Source organism: Actinoplanes sp. NPDC049599, from assembly GCF_044465625.1.
GTDB lineage: Bacteria > Actinomycetota > Actinomycetes > Mycobacteriales > Micromonosporaceae > Actinoplanes.
The window spans coordinates 170,413-184,235 of sequence record NZ_JBITLX010000003.1 but is presented as its reverse complement, the minus strand read 5'-3'; the positions used below and the strand labels follow the sequence as shown (position 1 = coordinate 184,235).

Annotated in this window: 12 protein-coding genes; 5 read left to right on the top strand and 7 right to left on the bottom strand. The window is 71.5% G+C overall.

The genetic code is table 11. The features are described 5' to 3' along the window. Window positions 1-119 precede the first annotated feature (119 nt). Complete coding sequence (locus ACIBQZ_RS07035; RefSeq protein WP_396087541.1) at window positions 120-554, top strand: (deoxy)nucleoside triphosphate pyrophosphohydrolase; 435 nt, start codon at window positions 120-122, stop codon at window positions 552-554. Here ACIBQZ_RS07035 and ACIBQZ_RS07030 read toward each other — a convergent pair. Further along, window positions 531-2,066: a long-chain fatty acid--CoA ligase gene (locus ACIBQZ_RS07030; RefSeq protein ID WP_396087540.1), complete on the bottom strand. Its 1,536-nt coding sequence runs from the start codon at window positions 2,064-2,066 to the stop codon at window positions 531-533. The two genes, ACIBQZ_RS07035 and ACIBQZ_RS07030, sit on opposite strands and share 24 nt — an antisense overlap. Window positions 2,067-2,097: 31 nt before the next feature. After that, window positions 2,098-3,270 (bottom strand): acyl-CoA dehydrogenase family protein, encoded by a 1,173-nt coding sequence (locus tag ACIBQZ_RS07025; RefSeq protein ID WP_396087539.1) that lies wholly within the window; start codon window positions 3,268-3,270, stop codon window positions 2,098-2,100. 54 nt (window positions 3,271-3,324) lie between these two features. On the opposite strand from ACIBQZ_RS07025, the gene ACIBQZ_RS07020 reads away from it, so the two are divergent. The 4 genes from ACIBQZ_RS07020 (at window position 3,325) to ACIBQZ_RS07005 (ending at window position 9,225) form a co-directional block, all read left to right on the top strand. Next, entirely contained in the window at window positions 3,325-3,972 is a 648-nt protein-coding gene (locus ACIBQZ_RS07020) for a TetR/AcrR family transcriptional regulator (RefSeq protein ID WP_396087538.1), read from the top strand. Next, entirely contained in the window at window positions 3,969-5,369 is a 1,401-nt protein-coding gene (locus ACIBQZ_RS07015; RefSeq protein WP_396087537.1) for an aldehyde dehydrogenase family protein, read from the top strand. Before ACIBQZ_RS07020 ends, ACIBQZ_RS07015 begins: the two co-directional genes overlap by 4 nt. Then, a complete protein-coding gene (locus ACIBQZ_RS07010; protein WP_396087535.1) occupies window positions 5,366-6,451 on the top strand; it encodes an alcohol dehydrogenase catalytic domain-containing protein in 1,086 nt (361 codons plus the stop codon). The genes ACIBQZ_RS07015 and ACIBQZ_RS07010 overlap by 4 nt, the downstream gene beginning before the upstream one ends. Window positions 6,452-6,648: 197 nt before the next feature. Then, window positions 6,649-9,225: a hypothetical protein gene (locus tag ACIBQZ_RS07005; protein WP_396087534.1), complete on the top strand. Its 2,577-nt coding sequence runs from the start codon at window positions 6,649-6,651 to the stop codon at window positions 9,223-9,225. A gap of 201 nt (window positions 9,226-9,426) precedes the next feature. Here ACIBQZ_RS07005 and ACIBQZ_RS07000 read toward each other — a convergent pair whose 3' ends face one another. From ACIBQZ_RS07000 to ACIBQZ_RS06980, 5 genes are all read right to left on the bottom strand, one after another. Further along, complete coding sequence (locus tag ACIBQZ_RS07000) at window positions 9,427-9,738, bottom strand: MerR family transcriptional regulator (RefSeq protein WP_396087532.1); 312 nt, start codon at window positions 9,736-9,738, stop codon at window positions 9,427-9,429. Window positions 9,739-10,253: 515 nt separating this feature from the next. After that, the gene (locus ACIBQZ_RS06995) at window positions 10,254-10,850 is read right to left on the bottom strand and encodes a TetR/AcrR family transcriptional regulator (RefSeq protein WP_396087530.1); all 597 of its coding nucleotides are present in this window, start codon (window positions 10,848-10,850) and stop codon (window positions 10,254-10,256) included. Beyond that, the gene (locus ACIBQZ_RS06990) at window positions 10,850-12,055 is read right to left on the bottom strand and encodes an acyl-CoA dehydrogenase family protein (RefSeq protein ID WP_396087529.1); all 1,206 of its coding nucleotides are present in this window, start codon (window positions 12,053-12,055) and stop codon (window positions 10,850-10,852) included. Before ACIBQZ_RS06990 ends, ACIBQZ_RS06995 begins: the two co-directional genes overlap by 1 nt. After that, entirely contained in the window at window positions 12,055-13,053 is a 999-nt protein-coding gene (locus ACIBQZ_RS06985; protein ID WP_396087527.1) for a phosphotransferase family protein, read from the bottom strand. Before ACIBQZ_RS06985 ends, ACIBQZ_RS06990 begins: the two co-directional genes overlap by 1 nt. Continuing rightward, the gene (locus ACIBQZ_RS06980; RefSeq protein WP_396087920.1) at window positions 13,050-13,823 is read right to left on the bottom strand and encodes an SDR family oxidoreductase; all 774 of its coding nucleotides are present in this window, start codon (window positions 13,821-13,823) and stop codon (window positions 13,050-13,052) included. The genes ACIBQZ_RS06985 and ACIBQZ_RS06980 overlap by 4 nt, the downstream gene beginning before the upstream one ends.

The following is a 13,823-nucleotide window of genomic DNA, read 5'->3' as shown; positions in this document are numbered from 1 at the left end:
GTGCCCACAGTCTTGTCTGCCGCGTCAACGATGTCCACGCCCACATATCCGTGTTCTCGTGACGATCGGGACGCATCGTTCAACCTGATCGGTTAAGTTTTGTGGCACGCTCTTGGCTCATGTCCCATGAACACCACGTCAACGGCCGTCCATCACCCAGGGTGATTGTCGCGGCAGTGATCGTGACGGCCGGCCGGGTGCTGGCGTGCGAGCGGGCCGCGCCCCCGGAGGTGGCCGGACGCTGGGAGTTCCCGGGCGGCAAGGTGGAGCCGGGGGAGACCGACGCGCAGGCGCTGGCCCGCGAATGCGCGGAGGAGCTGGGCGTTCGGGTTGCGGTCGGTGACCGGGTCGGCCCGGACGTGCCGCTGGCGCACGGCCGCGCCGTCCTGCGCGTCTTCACGGTGACGCTGCTGAACGGCGACGAGCCGCGCGCCCTGGAACACACGGCGATGCGCTGGCTCTCCGCCGACGAGCTGGACAGTGTGCCCTGGCTGCCGGCGGACAGGCCGATCGTCGCGGAGCTGCCGCGGCTACTGGCCGAACGTCCGGCGTAGCTCGCGCTTGAGCACCTTGAAGCTGGGCCCCATCGGCAGGGCCTCGACGAAGCGCACCTGCCGCGGGTACTTGTGCTTGCCGAGCTTCTCCCGGGACCAGTCGATCAGCTCCTGCTCGGTGACGCCGCCGGGATCGGGCACCACCACCGCGCAGATCTCCTCGCCGTGCACCGGGTCGGGCACGCCGATGACCGCGACCTGCACGACGGCCGGGTGCCGGGCCAGCGCCTCCTCGACCTCCCGCGGGTAGACGTTGAAGCCGCCCCGGATCACCAGGTCCTTCTTGCGGTCGACGATGGTGATGAAGCCGTCGGCGTCCTTGGTGCCCAGGTCGCCGCTGCGGAACCAGCCGTCGACCACCGCCTCCGCGGTCGCCTCGGGCCGGTTCAGGTAACCCGCGAAGACGTTGTGGCCGCGGATCACGATCTCCCCGAGCTCGCCGGCCGGCAGCAGCTCGATCCGCTCGTCGACCTCCGCCCGGGCGATCTCCACCTCCACGCCCCAGATCGGGTGCCCGATGGTGCCGGCCCGGGTGCCGAAGGCCGGCTGGTTGGTGGTCGCCGTCGGCGAGGTCTCGGACAGCCCGTAACCCTCGAACACCGTCGAGTGGAAGGTCTCGCTGAAGCGCTCCAGCACCGCCACCGGCAGCGACGCCCCGCCGGACACGCAGATCCGCAGCTCGGGCAGCTTGTCGGCCTTGGCCGCCGCTTCCAGCAGGCCGATGTACATCGTCGGCACGCCGTGGAAGACGGTCACCCCCTCGCGGACCATCAGATCGATCGCGGCCTCGCCGGTGAAGCGGGCCAGCAGCACCAGCTTGCCGCCGAGCCGGAAGGTGCCGTTCATGCCGACGGTCTGGCCGAAGGTGTGGAACAGCGGCAGGCAGCCCAGCACCACGTCGTCGGCGCGCACCTCGTTGGCGTCGAAGACGTTCACGGTCGCGTTCATGACCAGGTTGAGGTGGGTGAGCAGGGCGCCCTTCGGCTCACCGGTGGTGCCGCTGGTGTAGAAGATGACCGCGACGTCCTCGGCCTCCCGGCTGACGTACGTCGGCAGCGGCGGGACCGTGGCGGCGACCTCCTCCAGCCGCGGCGGCGCGTCCGGCACGCCCGGCGGCATCGGGCCGACGCTGGCCACCTTGGTGCCGGTCAGGGCGGCGGCGCCCAGGGCGGTCGCGAGCTGGCTGGAGTGCGCGACGAGCAGGTCGGCGCCGCTGTCGCGGAGCACGTACGCCATCTCCTCCGCGGTGAGCAGCAGGTGGACCGGGACGATCCGCGCGCCCACCGCGAGCGCGCCGTAGTAGACCCGCGGGAAGTCGGCCACGTTCGGCACCAGCACGGCGACCGTGTCACCGGGGCCGATGCCCAGCTCGCGCAGGCCCGCGGCGTAACCGAGGGACTGCTGCCAGAGGTCGCGGTAGATGACCCGCTCGGCGTGGTCGACGACCGCGAGCTTGTCCGGATACCGGCGCGCGGCCTCGGCCAGCACGGCCGCCAGCGACAACATCGTCATACTGAACCCCCTTCGGGCGCGGTGCGGTCAGTCATGCCAGGTGCCCGCCGATCTTGGTGTAACCGCGCAGCAGATCACGCGAGATGATCAGGCGCTGCATCTCGTCGGTGCCCTCGTAGATGCGCATCAGCCGGACCTGGCGGTACCAGCGCTCGATCGGCAGCTCGCGGGTGTAGCCCATGCCGCCGTGGATCTGCATGACCCGGTCGACCACGTTGTTGACCATGTTGGCGCCGTAGAGCTTCGCCATCGAGGAGGCGTGCCGCGGGTCCCAGCCCTGGTCCACGGTCCAGGCGGCCTTCAGGATGAGCCAGCGGGCCGCCTCCAGCTCCACCTCGGAGTCGGCGAGCATCCACTGGATGGCCTGGTTGGTGCCGATGGTGGTGCCGAAGGTCTCGCGGGTGTTCGCGTACTCGACCGCCATGCCGAGCGAGCGTTCGGCGATGCCGAGCGCGTTCGACGGGATCAGGTAGCGGCCCTTGCCGATCCACTTCATGCCCAGCTCGAAGCCCTGGCCGAGCTCGCCGAGGATGTTGCGGGCCGGCACCCGGACGTCGTCGAAGATCAGCGACGCCGGTCCGCCCTCGCCCATGGTCTGGATGAACTCCGAGCGCCAGCCCATCTCCCGGTCGACCAGGAACGCGGTGGTGCCGCCGCCGCGAACGCCCTTCTCCCGGTCGGTGACCGCCACCACGATCACGAAATCGGCGTCGTTGCCGTTGGTGATGAACGTCTTCTCGCCGTTCAGCACCCAGTCGTCGCCGTCCTGGCGGGCGCTGAGCTTGATGTTCGCCGCGTCCGAGCCGGCGCCCGGCTCGGTGATGGCGAAGCAGGAGATCCGGTCGCCCTCGATGGTCGGTACCAGGTATTCCGCCTTTTGCGCGTCGTTGGCGTAATACAGGATGTTGTCGGCCTCGCCGCCGAACTTGAACTGCACGAACGTGCGGCCGACCTCGGTCCAGATCAGCGACTGCAGGACCGCGGGGAGGTCCATGCCGCCGTACTGCTCGGGGGTCGACAGGCCCCAGAAGCCGAACTTCTTCGCCTTGAGCTGCAGCTCGCGCAGCTCGCTGCGCTCCAGCCCGGGCTGATGGTCGCGCTCGCGCCGCAGAGCTTCCTGCTCGAGCGGCATGACCTCGCGGGTGATGAATGTGCGGGCGGTGTCGCGAACGGCCCGCTCCTCGTCGCTGAGTTGAAAGTCCACGTGATAAAACTAGCGGTGTAAGTTTTGTGCCGTCCAGAGTTTCAGGAGCGTTAAATGGCCCGGCCCCGGCACACCCTGCTCAGCAGGGAACGGATCGTCGAGGTGGCCGGCGCCCTCGTCGACGCCGAAGGACTGGAGGCCGTCTCGGTCCGCCGGCTCGCCACCGAGCTGGGCGTCGCCGGACCGTCGCTCTACAACCACTTCCCCACCAAGGCCGACATCCTGGACGCGGTCGCCGACGCCGTGGTGGCCCGGGTGGACGCGTCCTACTTCTCCTCGCACGACTGGCGGGAGGCGCTGCGGCTGTGGGCGTACTCGTATCACGCCGAGCTCGCCGCGCACCCGAACATCGTCCCCGTCCTCGCGCACGGCCCGGGGCGCCGGCCCGCCGCGCTGGCCATGGCCGACGCGGTCTACGGCGGCCTGATCGCGGCCGGCTGGCCGCCGGCCCGGGCCACCCACATCGGCGCGGTCATGCGGTATCTGGTCACCGGTGCGGCCCTCGGCTCGTTCGCCCTGGGCTTCGACGAGGACCCCCAGCTGTACGCCGAGCGGTACCCGCACCTGCGCGACGCCCACCTGCTGGCCGAGCACCGGCGCAGCGTCGACGAGGGCGCGTTCGCCCTCGGCCTGGAAACCGTCCTCGCCGGCCTGGACGCGCTCAAGGCGCGTCTGGACCCGTTGAAAGGGAGCCTGACATGACCCTCTCCCGCGACACGATCTATCTCGCCGGGGCCTGGACGGCGCCGTCGTCCGCCGAGACGATCCCGGTCGAGAACCCAGCGACCGAGGAGATCCTCGGCCACGTGCCCGCCGGGACCGCCGCCGACGTGGACCGGGCCGTCGCCGCGGCGCGGGCGGCCTTCACCGGCTGGGCGGAGACGCCGATGGCCGAGCGCGGCGCCGTGCTGGGCAAGCTGCACGAGGCGCTCGCCGCCCGCGCGGGCGACATCGCCCGCACGGTCGGGCTCGAGCTGGGCACCCCGCTCAAGGTCGCGAAGGCGGTCCAGGCCGGACTTCCGCTCGCGGTCCTCCGGGGGTACGCGGACCTGGCCGCCCAGCCGGCACGCGAGGAGACGATCGGCAACTCGCTGGTGGTCCACGAGCCGGTCGGGGTGGTCGGCGCGATCACCCCCTGGAACTACCCGTTGCACCAGGTCGTCGCCAAGGTGGCCGCCGCGCTGGCGGCCGGCTGCACGGTGGTGCTCAAGCCCAGCGAGCTGACGCCGCTGGTCGCCTACCTGCTGGTGGACGCCGCCGACGAGGCCGGGCTGCCGCCGGGCGTGCTCAACCTGGTGCCCGGCACCGGCCCGGTGGTGGGCGCGGCGATCGCCGGGCACCCGGACGTGGACATGGTGTCGTTCACCGGCTCCACGGCGACCGGCCGGGCGATCACGCACGCCGCGGCCGACCGGATCGCCCGGGTGGCGCTGGAGCTGGGCGGCAAGAGCGCCAACGTGATTCTTGCGGACGCCGACCTGGCCAAGGCGGTGAAGGTGGGCGTCGGCAACGCCTTCCTCAACTCCGGCCAGACCTGCACGGCGTGGACCCGGATGCTGGTCCACCGCAGCCACTACGACGCCGCGGTGGAGCTGGCCGCGACCGCCGCTGCGGCCTACACCACCGGGGACCCGTTCGACGAGGGCACCCGGCTGGGCCCGCTGGTCTCCGCCGCGCAGCGCGACCGGGTGCGCGGCTTCATCGCCCGCGCCGACGCCCGCCGGGTGGCCGGCGACGCCCCGGTGCCGGACAAGGGCTACTTCGTCGCGCCGACGGTCTTCGCGGATGTGCACCCGGACAGCGAGTTGGCCCAGGAAGAGGTCTTCGGCCCGGTACTGTCGATCATCCGGTTCGAGGACGACGACCACGCGGTGGAGATCGCCAACAACTCGAAGTACGGCCTGGCCGGCGGCGTCTGGGGCACCCCGGAACGAGCGCTGGCGGTGGCACGGCGGCTGCGTACCGGCGCGGTCGACGTGAACGGCGGCTCGTTCAACCCGCTGGCCCCGTTCGGCGGTTACAAGCAGTCCGGCATCGGCCGGGAGCTGGGCCCGTACGGCCTGGCGGAATTCCAGCAGACGAAGGCCATTCAGCGATGAGCGCGTACATCAAGGCCCTGGTGGTCCGCGAGGCCGGCACGGCACCCACGGTCGCCGAGCTGCGCCTGCCCGAGATCGGCCCGGGCCAGGTCCGGGTCCGCATCCGGGCGGCCGGCGTGTGCCACTCCGACCTGTCCATGGTGAACGGCACGCTGCGCCCGCCGCACCCGCTGGTGCTCGGCCATGAGGCCGCCGGCGAGGTCCTGGAGGCCGGTGCCGGGGTGACCCGGGTCCAGGTCGGCACGCACGTGGCCCTGAACTGGTCGCCGCCCTGCCGGGAATGCTGGTTCTGCACCCACGACGAGCCGTGGCTGTGCTCGACGGCGAACGTGGCGGCGCTGGAGAACGGCAGCACGCTGGACGGCGCCCCGGTGCACGTGACGCTGGGGCTGGGCGCCTTCGCCGAGCAGGTGGTGGTGCCGGAACGGGCGCTGATCCCCGTACCGGATGAGCTGGCCTGGGAAAGCGCGGCGCTGCTGGGCTGCGCGGTGCTCACCGGCACCGGCGCCGTCCGCAACACCGCACGGGTCGCCGCGGGTCAGACCGTGGTCGTGATCGGCCTCGGCGGCGTGGGCCTGTCGGTGGTCACCGCGGCCCGCGCGGCCGGCGCGGCGTCGGTCATCGCGGTGGACGTGTCGGAGGCGAAGAAGGCGCTGGCCGAGGCGGCGGGCGCCACCGACTTTGTGGTCTCCTCGGAGAACCTGTCCAAGGACATCCGCTCCCGGACGGCCCGGCTGGGCGCGGACCACGCCTTCGAATGCGTGGGCCGGGCGGCAACCATCCGCGCGGCCTGGCGAGCAACCCGCCGCGGCGGCCAGGTGACGGTGGTGGGCATGGGCGGCGCCGACGACCTGGTGGAGCTGAGCGCGCTGGACATCTTCTCCAGCGCCCGGACACTGCGGGCCTCGGTCTACGGCTCCGCGGACCCGGACCTGGAGGTGCCGGCGCTGGCCCAGGACGTGCTGTCCGGGGTGCTGAAGCTGGATCACCTGATCACCGACCGCATCACGCTGTCCGAGGTGCCGGCGGCCTTCGACCGGATGACCCGGGGCGAGGGCGCCCGGTCCATGGTGATCTTCTAGGCTGCTATTTCCGGCTTTTCGGGGAGAAAAAGGTCACAGCGCCATAGTTTGGTCCAAGCTTGTCGTTTTCTGGCGACATTTGACCAAACGGGGGACGTTCAGTGGCGAGGTTCGCTCAACCGCGTGTGGCGCGGGGCCCACACAAGTCGGCATGGTGGGGTGTCGTCGCGACCATCGCCCTCCTGGTGGGGATGGGGATGGGACCCCAGGCGGCGTACGCGGGGGCGCGATCACCCGCCGACCATCAGGCGGCCCAGGAGCAAACCGCATGGGAGACGAAGGCCCACGCGCGGGAGAAGAAGGCCCACGCGCGGGAGAAGAGGGCCCACGATCGGGAGACGGGGGCGGCCCTCGGCTGTGCCACCGCCGGCCTGGCCAGGATCGACTGTTGCCTCTCCCTCGCCCGGGAACCCTTCTGCTGCCTCGGCGTCGCCCGGATCAGTTGCGACCCGCCGGCGCTGACCGTCAAGTTCGCCGACTCGCTGATCCGGGACCATGAGGCCACCACGCTCAGCATCGACCTGGACCGCGTGGACACCACCGAACCGGCCACCGGTCTCGGCTACACGGTCGCGTTGCCGGCCGGGTTGATCGTCGCCGACACCGCGCAGCACAACCTGACCTGCGCGGGCACCGTCAGCACCCATTACGGTGACACCTCGATCGCGCTCTCCGACGTCACCATCATCGCCGGCAACGCCAAGTGCAGGCTGCAGGTCTCGGTCACCGCGGGGGCGTCCGGCAGCTACTCGATCACCACGAACGACGTCTCCGGCCTGGCCGGCGGGGTCGCCAACGGTGTCATCTCCGAGACCCTGACGGTCGATCCGGCCCCGCCCCGGCTCGGCGGCGGCTTCACGCCCAGCACCGTCGACGTGCTGGGCACCGCGAAGCTGGTGCTCACCCTGATGCGTACTGACAACAACCCCACGGCGGTGGCGGACGGCCTCGGCTACACGATCAGCCTGCCGGCCGGACTGGTCGTCGGCACCGCCGGGCTGTACGCCAACGACTGCGGGGGCACAGCCACCGCCACGCCGGGTGGCACCAGCATCGTGCTGACCGACGGCGAGTTGGCGGACGCGGACGAATACTGCGAGGTCCAGGTTTACGTCAAGGCCACCAGCAGCGGCGAGCTTGCCGTCGACTACTCCGACGTGACCTCCGTGACGAAGGTGGAGAAGGCGCTGGGCGAGGGCTGCCTGGCCGCGGTCGGGGAGGTGGTCGCCCAGGGCGAGGGCTGCCTGCCGACTCTGACCGCGGAGAAGCTGGCGCAGACCGTGACGTTCACCCAGCCGTCCGATCGTGCCACCACCGCCGGAGCGGTCGGGTTGACCGCGTCGGCCAGTTCCGAGCTGACCGTCGGCTTCACTTCGAACACTCCGCAGGTCTGCACCGTGAGCGGCACCGTGCTCACCCCGGTCAGCCCGGGAACCTGTTCCATCACCGCCCGCCAGCCCGGCAACACTGTCTACGCGGCGGCGGCTCCGGAGATCACCCGGACGTTCGCCATCACCGGCCCTTCGCTGTCGTCCCAGACGATCACGTTCAGTCCGCCGTCCTCGGTCGCGCTGAGTGAGGGCACCTGGGCGTTGTCCGCGAGCGCCTCCTCCGGGCTCACCGTCAGCTTCACCTCGGGCACGCCGCTGGTGTGCACGGTCAGTGGCAGCACGCTCACCCTCGTGACCACCGGCGCCTGCGTGATCACGGCAGCCCAGTCCGGCAGCGGTAGCTACACCGCGGCGACTCCGGTCAGCCGGAGCATCACCGTGACGAGCAGCCCGCAGACGATCACGTTCGCCTCGCTGGGCAACGCTCCGCTCGGGCAGGGCACGGTCACCGCAACCGTGACGGCCTCCTCCGGGCTTGCCGTTGTCCTCACCAGCAGCACGCCGACGGTGTGCACCGTCTCCGGGCGAACGATCACGCTGGTCGCGGGCGGCACCTGCACCATCGCCGCCGACCAGAGCGGCAACGCCCAGTATGCGGCCGCGACCACGGTCAGCCGCTCCTTCACCGTCACCCTCCCGCCGGAGGCCCCGCGGCAGGTGAGCGCCACGGCGGGCGTCTCGTCGATCGCGGTCAGCTGGGCTGCCCCGAGCGACCCGAGCGGGATCACCGGCTATACCGCCGTCGCGTCGCCGGGCCCGGCCACCTGCACGACCACCGGCGCCACCGACTGCGTGATGGGCGGGACCGCGGGCGTCACGTACACGATCACCGTGGTCGCCACGTCCGAGGGTGGCGACAGCAGCCCGGCGGGCCCGTCCGGCCCGGTCACGCCCACGGCGCCGCAGCCGCCGGCCCAGGTGCCGGTCACCGACCTGAACCTGACCACCGACCAGGGCCTGATCACCACGGCGGAACCCGGCCAGCTGGTCGTTTTCATCGGTACCGGCTTCGCGCCGTACTCGACCGTCACGATCAGCATCTACTCCGAGCCGACCGTGCTCGGCACCGTGGTCACCGACGGCGACGGTGACTTCCGCAAGCCGATCACCGTGCCGCCGGACCTCGTGGCGGGAGCTCACACCGCGGTCGCACAGGGGGTCGCCCCGGACGGCACTCCCCGCGCGATGAACCTGGCCATCACGGTCGCCGCGGCACCGAGCGACCCGGCCGGACCCGGCGATCAGCTGCCGGTCACCGGGATCAACGTCGCCGTGATCCTGGCGGCGGGAGTGATCAGCCTGCTCACCGGCATCGGGCTGATCCTCGGGGCCCGGCCCCGGCGCCGGCGTCCGACCACCCTGACAGATCGTCGCCTGGCCTGACCGCTGACAGCCGGACGGCGCCGGCGGACCCGACCAGGTCCGCCGGCGCCGTCGGCGTCATGTCGTTGTGGGTGTCCCGGCGCGCAGGCCTGAACAGGGCGGCACCGGGTGGTCCGTGCCGTGGTGATCCGCCGGTCCGGAAATGACGAACGGCCCCGGCCCGGGAAGGGGGCGGGACCGCGTGCCGAAGGCGGCGTGTGGTCAGTCTGCCGTGCTCTTGCGGAGGGATTCGTTCACTCGCAGGGCTTCTTCGAGCTGGTCCTGCAGGATGATGATCCGGCAGGCCGCCTCCAGGGCGGTGCCCTCGTCCACCATCTCCTTCGCCCGGGCCGCGAGTCGCAGCTGGTAGCGGGAGTAGCGGCGGTGTCCACCGGGGGAGCGGAACGGGTCGATCAGCTTTGCCTCGCCGAGTCGTCGCAGGAAGTCCTGCGACACGCCGACGATCTCCGCGGCGCGGCCCATCGTGTAGGCCGGGTAGTCCTCGTCACCGAACATGTCGTCGGGTGGGGCCATGTCACCTCCAGGTCGAGGGCCCCGGCGCTGATCGCGCCGGGGCCCAGGGTTATCGGGTCTAGAACACCATTTGCCGACAGTCGCGTCGGTTGTCTAATCCGCACCAGCCGTGTGTGACGGTTTCGGGCGCGAGGATCGCGAATGCGTGACCGGAGACCACCTCTCGTTCGATGGAAACTGCGGTGTCCGCCGGACCCGGTCGTGCGGTCTCGGGCGGGCGATCCAACGGTGCTGAACCCTCCCTTTCCTCTGCGTTCCACTTGCTCTGACGTGGTGCCGTTCTTCCCTGCCGGTGGTAGAGCCCCACGCAAAACTCCATGGCCCTGCCACGTCCGGCGGATCTTGCGACCCCGCCGCTCAGGCGTGGGTGCTGTGGTGCACGTGCTGCGCTCGTCGTGGCCTCACGGCCGAGCGGTCCGTCCGCGTCTTGTTGTTCCTTGTTCGACGAGAGAAACGTTAGCCGACCGAGCCAAGTAAATCTAGTTCTTTGCGGAGAGATTTTCTGGGCGTGGCGGTCAGGCCCGGGCCAGCAGGGCCGTGACGGTGCGGATCAGCACCACCCGGGCGGCCTCCGGGTCCAGGCCCATCGCGTCGCGCAGCGTGCCCCAGGTCGGCCACATGCTGGTGGCGGTGAGCGCGGCCAGCATCGTCTCGTCGCCGTTGATCTCCCGGCCGAACAGGATCTTGAGTTCGGTGCGGACCCGGTCCACGTGGCTGCGGCGATAGCTCTGCAGCGCCGGCGAGAACGGCTCCTTGAGCGCCGAGGCCTTGGCGATCGGGGCGATCTGCTCCAGCTGGCGGGCCCGCTGGCGGCAGTACGCCTCGATCCGTTCCGGCAGCGGCAGGTCCGCCGGGATCGGCTCGTGGGTCTGGTCGCGCTGTTCCAGGATGCGCTCGCCGCTGGCCGCGAAGAGCGCCTCCATGTCCGCGAAGTGGCTCCACAGCGCGCGCAGCGACACCCCGGCCTGCTTGGCGATCCGGTCCGCCGTCGGGCGCAGGTCGCCCTCGCGGATCAGCGCCACGTGGGCCTCGACGATGGCGTTGCGGGTGCGTTCCGAGCGGGCCGTACGGCCGTCGATGCGCTGGGGCGGGCGGGGTGAAGCGGTCGGCATCAGGCGCTCCGGTAGCGGTTGAGCTCGCGGCGGGCCAGCGAGCGCTTGTGCACCTCGTCGGGGCCGTCCGCGAGGCGCAACGTGCGCGCCTGGGACCACAGCCGGGCCAGCGGGGTGTCCTGGCCGACGCCGGCGGCGCCGTACGCCTGGATCGCCTTGTCGATGACCCACTCGGCGGTGCCGGGCACGATGATCTTGATGGCCTGGATCTCGGTGTGCGCGCCCTTGTTGCCGACCGTGTCCATCAGCCAGGCGGCCTTGAGCACCAGCAGCCGGGACTGTTCGATCCGGACCCGCGACTCGGCGATCCACTCCTGCACCACGCCCTGCTCGGCCAGCGGCTTGCCGAACGCCGTCCGGGCCAGCGCGCGCCGGCACATCAGCTCCAGCGCCCGCTCGGCCATCCCGATCAGCCGCATGCAGTGGTGGATCCGGCCGGGGCCGAGCCGGGCCTGCGAGATGGCGAAGCCGGAGCCCTCCTCGCCGATCAGGTTCGTGGCCGGCACCCGGACGTTCTCGAAGAGCATCTCGGCGTGGCCGCCGTGGTCGCCGTCGTCGTAGCCGAAGACGGTCATGCCGCGCTGGACGGTCAGGCCGGGGGTGTCGCGGGGCACCAGGATCATGCTCTGCTGCACGTGCCGGGCGGCCTCCGGATCGGTCTTGCCCATCACGATGAAGATCCGGCAGTTCGGGTTCATCGCGCCGGAGATGTAGAACTTGCGGCCGTTGATCACGTAGTCGTCGCCGTCGCGGGTGATCCGGGTGCCGATGTTGGTCGCGTCCGAGGAGGCGACCTGCGGCTCGGTCATCGCGAAGGCGGACCGGATCGTGCCCGCCAGCAGCGGGCGGAGCCACTGCTCCCGCTGGGCCGGGCTGCCGAACTGGGCCAGCACCTCCATGTTGCCGGTGTCCGGGGCGGCGCAGTTCAGCGCGGGCGGGGCGATCGCCGGGCTGCGGCCGGTGAGCTCGGCCAGCGGGGCGTACTGGAGGTTGGTCAGGCCGGCGCCGTGCTCGCCGGGCAGGAACAGGTTCCACAGCCCGGCCGCCCGGGCCTGCTCCTGCAGCCGGGCGATCACCGGCGGCGGGGACCAGTCGCCGGCGTAGTCCTCGTCGAAGGTGGCCTCCGCCGGGTAGACGTACTCGTCGAGAAAGGCGAGCAGCCGCTTGCGGTAGTCCTCGGTCTTGGCGTCGAACGCGAAGTCCATCAGTTCCCTTCCAGCGTGCCGTCGAGCGACTCGTGTCCCTGAGCCACCAGCGGCGCGACGAGCGCGCCAACGGTGTCGAACCCCTCGCCGACGGTCTGACCCTGAACGTAGCGGTAGTGCACGCCCTCGAGGATCACGGCCAGCTTGAACGCGGCGAAGCCCACATACCAGTGCAGGTCGGATACGTCCCGGCCGGAGCGCTTCGCGTAGTGGCCGGCCATCTCGGACAGGCTCGGATGCCCCGGTACGGAGATCGACGAGCGGCCCTCGAGGAGCAGCGGGCGGCCCGCGTAGACCAGCATCAGGGCGACGTCGCTGAGCGGGTCGCCCAGCGTCGACATCTCCCAGTCCAGCACCGCGCTGATCTCCAGCCGCGGCCCGATCAGCACGTTGTCCAGCCGGTAGTCGCCGTGCACCACCGCGCCGGCGCCGTCCGGGATGTCCGCGGCCAGCCGGGCGTGCAGCTCCTCGATGCCCGGCACCTCGCGGCTGCGGGACGCGTCGAGCTGCTTCTTCCAGCGCCGCACCTGGCGCTCGTTGAAGCCCTCGGGCCGGCCGAAGTCGCCGAGCCCGATCGCGGCCGGGTCCAGCGCGTGCAGGTCGGCGAGCGTGTCCACCAGGGCCAGCACCAGCGTGCGCATCGCCTCCGGGCCCAGCGCCTCCAGCTCCGCGACGTCCCGGTAGATGGTGCCGTCGACGTGCTCCATCAGGTAGAACGGCGCACCGATCACGTCCGGTTCGGTGCAGAGCAGCACCGGGTGCGGTGCCGGGAAGCCCGCCGCCGAGAGCGCGGCGAGGACCTTGTGCTCGCGCACCATGTCGTGCGCGGTCGGCAGGACGTGGCCGAGCGGCGGGCGGCGCAGCACCCAGCGCTGGGTGCCGTCGGTGACCGCGTACGTGAGGTTGGACCGGCCGCCGGCGAACATCGTCGCCGACAGCTCGCCGGTGCCCAGATGGGCGCGCAGCCGTTCCAGGTCGAGCCCGCGCGGGCCGGTCATGACGTGGCCGCCGTGTCGAAGCCGCGCTGGATCCTGTTCATCCCGGCGAGCCAGCGGTCGGTGTCGGTGGCGCGGCGCTGGTAGTACTCGGCAACCTCGGCGTGCGGCAGGACCAGGAAGCTGTCGCCCTGGACGGCCTTCGCCACCACGGCGGCCACCTCGGCCGGCTCCATCGCGGTCGCGGCGAGCTGGGCCCGGCTTGCGCTCTCCCGGTCGTCGCCCAGCAGCATGTCCGTACGCACCCCCTGCGGGCAGAGCGCCTGCACGGTGATGCCCCGGTGGGCGTACGTGGCGCGCAGCCACTCCGCGAAGCCGAGGGCGGCGTGCTTGGTGACCGAGTACGGCGCACTGCCCAGCAACGTCAGCAGCCCCGCCGCGGAGACGGTGAACAGCAGCCGCCCGCCGCCGTTCTCCAGCCAGCGGGGGAGCACCGCGCGGGCCACGTACACGTGTGACATGACGTTGACCTGCCAGGCCTGTTCCCACGCGGCGTCGGGCGCGTCGGCCGAACCGGCGGTCAGCACGCCGGCGTTGGCGCAGAACAGGTCGACGCCGCCGAGCTCGGCCCAGGCCGTCTCGACGAGCCGCTGGGTGTCCGCCTCTTTCGCGGCGTCGCCGGGCACGGCCAGCCCGCCGATCTCCGCGGCCACCGCCTCGGCGGCCGCCGGGTTCAGGTCGTTGACGATCACCCGGGCGCCGTCGGCCGCGAACCGGCGGGCCAGCGCCGCGCCGATGCCGCCGCCGGCGCCCGTGACGACCACTCGCGCCAG

What these genes read in the sequence shown, in the direction of transcription:
- ACIBQZ_RS06985 (WP_396087527.1), bottom strand. Translation starts at nt 13,053, where the DNA reads ATGACCGGCCCGCGCGGGCTCGACCTGGAACGGCTGCGCGCCCATCTG.
- ACIBQZ_RS07000 (WP_396087532.1), bottom strand. Translation starts at nt 9,738, where the DNA reads ATGGCCCCACCCGACGACATGTTCGGTGACGAGGACTACCCGGCCTAC.
- ACIBQZ_RS07035 (WP_396087541.1), top strand. Translation starts at nt 120, where the DNA reads ATGTCCCATGAACACCACGTCAACGGCCGTCCATCACCCAGGGTGATT.
- ACIBQZ_RS07030 (WP_396087540.1), bottom strand. Translation starts at nt 2,066, where the DNA reads ATGACGATGTTGTCGCTGGCGGCCGTGCTGGCCGAGGCCGCGCGCCGG.
- ACIBQZ_RS06995 (WP_396087530.1), bottom strand. Translation starts at nt 10,850, where the DNA reads ATGCCGACCGCTTCACCCCGCCCGCCCCAGCGCATCGACGGCCGTACG.
- ACIBQZ_RS07005 (WP_396087534.1), top strand. Translation starts at nt 6,649, where the DNA reads ATGGGACCCCAGGCGGCGTACGCGGGGGCGCGATCACCCGCCGACCAT.
- ACIBQZ_RS07010 (WP_396087535.1), top strand. Translation starts at nt 5,366, where the DNA reads ATGAGCGCGTACATCAAGGCCCTGGTGGTCCGCGAGGCCGGCACGGCA.
- ACIBQZ_RS07020 (WP_396087538.1), top strand. Translation starts at nt 3,325, where the DNA reads ATGGCCCGGCCCCGGCACACCCTGCTCAGCAGGGAACGGATCGTCGAG.
- ACIBQZ_RS06990 (WP_396087529.1), bottom strand. Translation starts at nt 12,055, where the DNA reads ATGGACTTCGCGTTCGACGCCAAGACCGAGGACTACCGCAAGCGGCTG.
- ACIBQZ_RS07015 (WP_396087537.1), top strand. Translation starts at nt 3,969, where the DNA reads ATGACCCTCTCCCGCGACACGATCTATCTCGCCGGGGCCTGGACGGCG.